Below are 7,728 nucleotides of genomic sequence, written 5' to 3'. Positions count from 1 at the left end.
AAGATAAGTAGTATTGTTCTGCTCTATCAGATAGGAGAAAGGCAGGTTAGAAGTATCGGAATGATTCACATGGCGGCCCATTACCAATGAAAAAGCGCCTACACGGGCGGGCCAAAGAATATAGGAATCGGAAGTAGTTTTAGCACCACGTTCCAATGTTCCCTGATGGATAGGGCCTAACTTATACATGTGATTACTCTGGTTGGAACCCGAACCGGCATTCATGAATGAAAACATACCGGCAATCAGTAAAGTGGACTTATGATGCGTCACCGTGAACGGTCCGGCAAAGATAGCGCATGCCTCGCCATTCTCTCCCTGACAATTGCTGAAGAAAAGCGATTCGGACGCAGAATAATTATGTCCCAAACGACAGGCCTGGCCTATAAAGCAACGGCTCAGCATAGCTCCATCGTCTATATGTGAACCGGAAGAGATGATAAAATCATCACAAATAACTCCATGACCAAGGTGTACCGGTGCTTCCGCATTACTATTAATGCTACCATTATAAAGACGACAAGTTCCGCAGATATGACAATAGTCTCCGATACGTACATTCTTGATAGAACCTGTATTGAGTATCATCACATGATTGCCGATAGTACCTACCGAAGAGGCATGCTTATTGGAGTAGAAGTCTGTTATAGACTTCATCCGGCAAATCAATTCCGGACGGTGGCGGTAAAGCGCCAGGATATAAGCCTGATGCGCAGAAAGTTTATCATTGATAAGTACTTCACGCCCACCGGTTTCATTCAGTACGGATACTTCTACCCCATTACCGAATTTACTCAATCCGTCCACCAGGATGATGTCTACATTCTCAATGAATGTGTCATGCCCGATCTCATAATTAGCAATGTAGTTCTGAATGTTCTCAATGCAACAGTTATCCCCCACCGTGACATTGTGGAGTGTTACATGACGCAAACCGGAATGTTTTTTAATTCCACCCGGCAATGTGAACTCTGATTGAAATACGCCTAAACGTACATCTCCCGAGAAACGGGTGTGATGTACAAACTCGGTAACAAAGTCTTCTGCTACCATTACTTTCCCCCAATCATCCGCCAGACACGACTGGCTTTTCAACCGGAGTACTTCGTCTTCGGTTAAATGTCTGTAATTCATGACCAACAAATTTTAGTTTATTCTTCCTCTTCTTCGTAGGTCTGATAAAGAAAATCGTTATAAGGGTATTTCTGTACATGCAGTTCTTTCACGCGTGCATAAACTACACTCTTCAGTTCCTCCAAATTGATCTTCTCACGGGCAGAGATAAAGAGGCAATTATCCTCCATCTTTGCCATCCAAGTCTTCATCAGTTCCTCGAGTGTCAAGTTTTCCTTTGTTCTGGGGGTAAGGTCGTCAGCCGCTTTCTCCACATAGGTGTAAGCGTCTATTTTATTGAATACAAGTATGATTGGCTTACCGGATGCACCGATATCCGCCAATGTTTTGTTGACTACTTCTATCTGTTCTTCAAAATCCGGATGTGAAATATCCACAATGTGCAACAGCAGATCTGCCTCGCGCACTTCGTCCAGTGTCGACTTGAAAGAGTCCACTAGGTCAGTAGGCAACTTACGGATGAAACCAACCGTATCTGAAAGCAGGAACGGTAGATTATCAATAATCACCTTGCGCACTGTAGTATCCAATGTTGCAAACAGTTTATTTTCTGCAAATACTTCGCTCTTGGCAAGCAGGTTCATCAATGTGGATTTGCCCACATTGGTATATCCCACTAATGCCGCACGTATCATACGCCCACGGTTCTTTCGCTGAGTTGACTTCTGCTTATCAATCTCTGCCAGACGTTCTTTCAGTAATGACATACGGTTCAGGATAATACGACGGTCCATTTCCAACTGCGTTTCACCCGGACCGCGAAGTCCCACCGAACCTTTACCGCCACCGGCACCGGAACCACCACCCTGGCGTTCCAAGTGGGTCCACAAACGTTGCAGACGGGGAAGCATGTATTTATACTGTGCCAGTTCCACCTGCGTCTTTGCATTGGCTGTCTGTGCACGCATGGCAAAAATATCAAGAATAAGCGAGGTGCGATCCAATATCTTGATCTTCAACTCAGCTTCAATGTTACGTATCTGTTTCGCGGAGAGTTCATCGTCGAAAATCACCATACCGATTTCCCGTTCGGCTTCCTCTTCGTTCCGAATATATTCTTTAATTTCTTCCAGTTTACCTTTGCCGACGTAGGTCACAGAATGTGCCTGGTCCAGCTTCTGGGTAAATCGTTTCACTACTTCCGCCCCGGCTGTCTCAGCCAAGAATTCCAGTTCATCGAGATATTCGTTTGTCTTACGCTCATCCTGTGTTTTTGTGATGAGACCAACCAATACCGCCGTTTCTGCCTGTACTTCGGAGATTACAAATTCTTTCATTTACTATACCTATTTATTATATATTGGGCGACAAATATAATTATTTTTGCAGAAATCCTTCTGCTATTTTCTCATTTAATTCTATAACAATATCTTTATAATCAGCACGGCGACCGCATGCACGAATTTCCAGTAAAGGATACTTATCAAGAATATGCGACATCAGATCGGTCATGGAAGGCGCTGTGGGCAACTGGCTATACTCTTCATACGTATAGGTAAGAAAAGCCACATTAGGACCTATTCCCTTATTATCCAGTAAGTATCCCTTATTCAAAAGAGTAGGCAGACGTAACCCATCCCCCATTTTCAAATCCCCAGGCGCAGGATAGGACAAAATGCGGGTACGAGCCTCATCCATCATCACCGGTACCTGGTGTGAATAATCAGCCTTGGTTTTATAAATATAAACCACCGGAGAGGTAGAGGCCGGATTACCACCTGTCAACTGTGGAGTAATTACTCCAGAATTCATTTCTATCTTTTGCATATCAGAGGTGACCATTGTTTCCTTTTTCGCAGAACGGCAACCCGCCAATAGTATAAGTAAGGTTGCTATTACAATATTAATTCTCTTTTTCATTTTAAAAACTTACATTGATGGATTCCCTTGTCCGTTACAGCCTGCAAAAGATACACTCCCGTAGGATATTCCCGGCAAGAGAAAGTTATAGTTTCTTTTCCTTCAGACAATATTTGTTTCAACAGACGCCCGTTTACATCATATAGATTCAACCTGTGGGAATTCTCCGGCAAATGAACAACCACGGTTTCCTGTTGCTTATCACAGAAAGCAGTAAATTGTATTTCTTGCTTCGTCTCTATAATTGAAGTAGGATCAGCCTTAACAATAATCTCATTCGTGGTATCAGGACCACCACGAACCACTTTCCATTCGGCATCATTTGTTCCTTTATAGACTGCAACAATACGATCACCGGGTTGTGGAGTCAATGAGATTCTACAGGAAGGAGCAAAGGACACTGTATAATATGTCTGCATACTTGGAATATCCGAAATTCTTGATATAAATTCTCTTATATTCAGGTTCTTATCAACCATAGCCAAAGCTACTTTTCCCGAGAACGAGTCTAATCCCAAATTCCAGAGGAAGCCGCACTTCACAATAAAGGAAGAATTTACATTAAATTGAGTTTCAGAGGTTTCCAAGCCGGAATAATAAGTCCCATCTTGAGATTTCCCAGCAAGCATGGCCAATAATGTTTGATAGCTTGAATTTCCCTCCGCCGGCTTTAGCCCGAACAAAGCGTCTTGATTCGCGACAAAGCCACCGCCAGTACTACCACCTGCTCCCTGATTATTCGGATTCAAAGCTGAAATCAGGAAATAACCATTGCTATAGCCACTCCACCCCCAATTTACTCTAAAATAATCCTCCGTTGTATATCCATCCAATATGAATTGATGTCCTTCATTACTAAGAGTAGCTCCACCGTAAAGCACAGGGCCTACTGTCATTATTTCATTTTCCAGCATTTGTATCCACTCTGCATCCGAATACCATTCACGACGAAGACACAACATGCTTTTATTGTAATTCATATACTCTGCCAATCCATGAACTGCTGTCAATGTAGAGGCACCGGTTCCACCGGCAGAAGCGATATTAAATTGTGATTGAGCCATAACACCACAGTCGTACATCAAAGTTGCAACTTCATTTTTAGAAATCTCGGATGAATTCCGATCATATTGAAGTGGCATATCGTTCCAAGCATAAGTATGTCCCAAAGTTCTCCCCGATACATTTTGGTGAATTTTAGCTCCACTAACTAGCGCCTCATAACTATAAGCTGGAAGAGTACCCGTTCCTGCATTCGGCCATTGATGATATCGCATCAATATGGATATAGCCGTTGCCACACACCCTGTAACAGTCTGGATGCCTTCTATTTTAGGACAAAGCGTATTATAAGGACTCTCTTGATCCCACTCCGCCGTTTGATACTGCTTTACCACATCTCCGGTTGTCATATCCGACACCCCGCTCCACGCTTCATATACAACATCAGAAGTATTCAGTCCCGTCTCTCTTGCCTCGTTGATCTGTTCTTTCAGCCCATTCATCCAACTTTTCAGATTAGAAGGCATCCCGTCTACCACAAAGCTGTTTGTGAAAGAATAACCTAGTACAGGCATAACCACATCATCTCCGGCAATAATAACAAAACCTTTCTGGTCGGTACTATTAAAAACATAGAAAGCCGGAAGATTCCCTGCACTACGGGTATTCGCATCTTCCCCATCCCAAACTAATTGTAACTGTGGTGACGCAGCAGTACTACGGGTTTGAACATTCGTTTTAAAGAAATCGGTAGCTAAAGCATGAGCTTGCTCTGCTGTTACATTATCAGCAAGAAGCCGATTTGCAAGAAGAATAAATAGAAAGAGTAGTGTACACCTCATATAGTCAGGGGTTAGTTGTTTTTAGTAGCACCTCAACGAATGATACAAATCACTATCTTGTTGTTCATTAGAAAGACAAAATTACTGAAATATATGGTTCGTCAGATGATTTTGAATACTTTTTTTTGATGATCCTATCGCAAATGAACGTTTTAAAGCGAAAATCGTTCATTAGAATAGAAAAAACAAGGCCATCCTAAGTTAATAGAATAGCCTCGTTCCAGTACTATAAATATATATAGTCTAACGTTTCATAAATTTGCTCTTGTATACCTTACCATCAGCCGACTGTAATACTACAATATAGTAACCTGCGGTCAACCCTCTTACTGGTATGGAATATTCTTTTTTATCTCCGAACTCTTTTTGCTGTATCATCTGTTGTCCGGATAAATTATAGACAGAAATTATCTTAGCAATATTAGTCGTACGAATAGACAGAATATCCTCTACAGGTTGTTGGTAGATAATTATCCCATTCGTATTAATAACTTCATCTTCAACACCAGTAGCCGGTCCTACAGAGAATTTGAAACTGCACAGTGGGTTATTCCCATTATATCCTCCCAACAACTCCGGCTTATATAAACTAACGCTATAATTACCCTCTTCTATTTGTAGATCTATCTCCATCTTCAATTCAAAAAGTTGATCTTTTTCTATAAAAACGTCTACATAATGCAAATTAGAGGTTGAGCTTTGACCTACAGTGAAAATCGCTGCCATCAAAGTTTTGTCATATACATTGCCAGTTCCACTTAGTGATAAGTCTGCCATCAGCCTAAGTTTTTCTCCTACTTGAAGCTGATTTTTCTCCAAGTGTGCATTGTCTACCACTAGATTAGAGGTTCCGTATGTTCTATTAACAGTGACGGCCAACAGTTCCTCACCGATACCATATACATATTCCCCCCATTGCACACCTGGACAAATATAATAATCTCCGACAGGAATATTAGTAGACGTCTCTGTTAGATTAGAAACTAAATTTCCGGAAATAATTATTTCTTTATTATCCACACCTGGTTTAAGTTCTAACTGAGTATACCCGGTTAGACTTATGATCTGCGGTTTTTCATCTGTAGTGAGAAACATTACGCCTGCTAAACCATAAAATTCACTTGTTGCACTCTTATTGGAAAGTAATAATTTGAAATCACCTTTACGACCACTATATAGATTATGCAAGACTTCTACACTTCCATCCAAATCTTTCTGCAATATCAAGTTACCCGTAAATGGGGTAAGAGTATATTTATTGCCGGCAACAATAAGTGTAAACTGGGATTCCGAACCATAATCACCACGTACACGGCTCCAAGAGGCTTCACGCACATCTTTCGTTGCTAAATACAATGTATAAGTTCCATCAGCCAAATCGTTGGGAATTGTGATATTTGAGAAAGTCTGCCCTTGGGTTCCCCAATTAGTCTTTACATTTCCTAAGGATGCACTCCATAAAACATATTGTTTACTATCTTTCTCTGCAATGAATCCCAAATGACCGTTCTTAAAAGTCGTACTCATATTATACATATCAGTAACCGTAAGATCAAATTTTTCTCCCTTAGAAACTTCTTCTTTACTAACCTCTAATTTTGCAAGATGAAAATGAGAAGTATAATTCGATGATGCTATAGGAGGCTGCAACCCGATAAGCATCCCTTGTTGATAGATGAAACCTCCTCCAAGATTTGTGCCTCCACCAATTCCCGGAGATGACGGATCCAAGGAAACAACTTCAAAATAGCCATTATTTAAACCACCCCAGCCCCAGTTCACATGAACCATATCCTGAGAATCGTAACCATCGAAAACAAATTCGTGTCCTACATCTTTGGATGCTCCATTATAAAGTACGGGACGCCTCTCACTGAGCTCTGTCTTAATCATATTCATCCACTCCTCAGAAGTGAAATATTGACGACATACGTACCCCAGATTCTCATCATAGCCGAAATAATCGATCAAAGCTTGTCCCACTTTAAAGGGGTAAGCTCCGGAACTGGAAGGAGAGTATTCCATATCAACAGCAACACCACAGGCATGCATCAATTCTGCAACTGCATTTGCCTCTTCAGTAGTATAGTTGCCACCGACATATTGAGATCGCATTTCATTCCAACTGAAGGTGGTGCTTCCATAATCAAAGGAACATTCAAGTCCTGATGAAGTCTTATAAGAATGAGTGCCTTTGCCTTTTACAGGGAAATTGTGATATTTCAGAATCATCGCCATAGCTGTGGCTACACAACCGGTCATACTCCGGCTTCCTTGTACTAACGGACAAGCATTATTATAAGGTGCATCCTGATTCCAATTGATATCGCCCAACATAGGAGCTACAGTTTCTGGAAAAACGGCACGCGTCAGCAGTCGAGGCTCTTTTATCACTTGTTCACCACCGGCCAAAGCCGTATATACAGCATTATAACTTTCCAGCCAACTTTGTATATTAGGAGGTAAGTTGTTTATTACAAAAGCACCTCTATCAGAATATCCCAATACAGGTTTCATGCGGTCATCACCCGAAACAATCACATAGGCAGACTGTCCATGGTTATAAACATAAAAAGCTGTTCCTTCCACACTACGGGTAGATACAGATTTTAGCAAATCATTGGAAACTGCCACCAACTGAATATCACCAGTATTACGGGTTACAGCCTCAGATGACTGTATAAAGAAAGTTCGGGCTATAGATAAAGCTTCTTCCGGAGAGCGTTGAGCAGTCCATGCAGTTAAGCTACACAAAAGGACTAAAGACAGAAGTAGTAATTTCTTCATAGGCATCATTTATTAGAATAATTAAGTAAGGGAGATGCAAAGTTACAGAAATCTAATACTTTACAAATATTTTCCACTACTATTTTACAAACTAATAAAAAAA

General features: G+C 41.2%; 5 protein-coding genes. All 5 read right to left on the bottom strand.

Annotated features, from left to right (window positions below):
• Window positions 1-1,134, bottom strand: a 1,134-nt coding sequence (locus tag BACCELL_RS16520) for a DUF4954 family protein (RefSeq protein WP_007213077.1), incomplete at its 3' end; no start/stop codon positions are given.
• 17 nt (window positions 1,135-1,151) lie between these two features.
• Window positions 1,152-2,411 carry a GTPase HflX gene (hflX, locus tag BACCELL_RS16515; protein WP_007213076.1) on the bottom strand — a complete coding sequence of 420 codons (1,260 nt, stop codon included), beginning with the start codon at window positions 2,409-2,411 and terminating at the stop codon, window positions 1,152-1,154.
• A gap of 40 nt (window positions 2,412-2,451) precedes the next feature.
• Complete coding sequence (locus BACCELL_RS16510) at window positions 2,452-2,994, bottom strand: putative periplasmic lipoprotein (protein WP_007213075.1); 543 nt, start codon at window positions 2,992-2,994, stop codon at window positions 2,452-2,454.
• Window positions 2,991-4,838 (bottom strand): thiol protease/hemagglutinin PrtT, encoded by a 1,848-nt coding sequence (locus BACCELL_RS16505; protein ID WP_007213074.1) that lies wholly within the window; start codon window positions 4,836-4,838, stop codon window positions 2,991-2,993. The genes BACCELL_RS16510 and BACCELL_RS16505 overlap by 4 nt, the downstream gene beginning before the upstream one ends.
• A gap of 243 nt (window positions 4,839-5,081) precedes the next feature.
• Window positions 5,082-7,625: a thiol protease/hemagglutinin PrtT gene (locus BACCELL_RS16500; RefSeq protein ID WP_044154067.1), complete on the bottom strand. Its 2,544-nt coding sequence runs from the start codon at window positions 7,623-7,625 to the stop codon at window positions 5,082-5,084.
• Between the last annotated feature and the right edge of the window lie 103 nt (window positions 7,626-7,728).

The sequence above is a fragment of the Bacteroides cellulosilyticus DSM 14838 genome, assembly GCF_000158035.1.
Lineage (GTDB): Bacteria > Bacteroidota > Bacteroidia > Bacteroidales > Bacteroidaceae > Bacteroides > Bacteroides cellulosilyticus.
The sequence above is the reverse complement of the archived record's forward strand: the minus strand, read 5'-3'. Positions and strand labels throughout refer to the sequence as shown.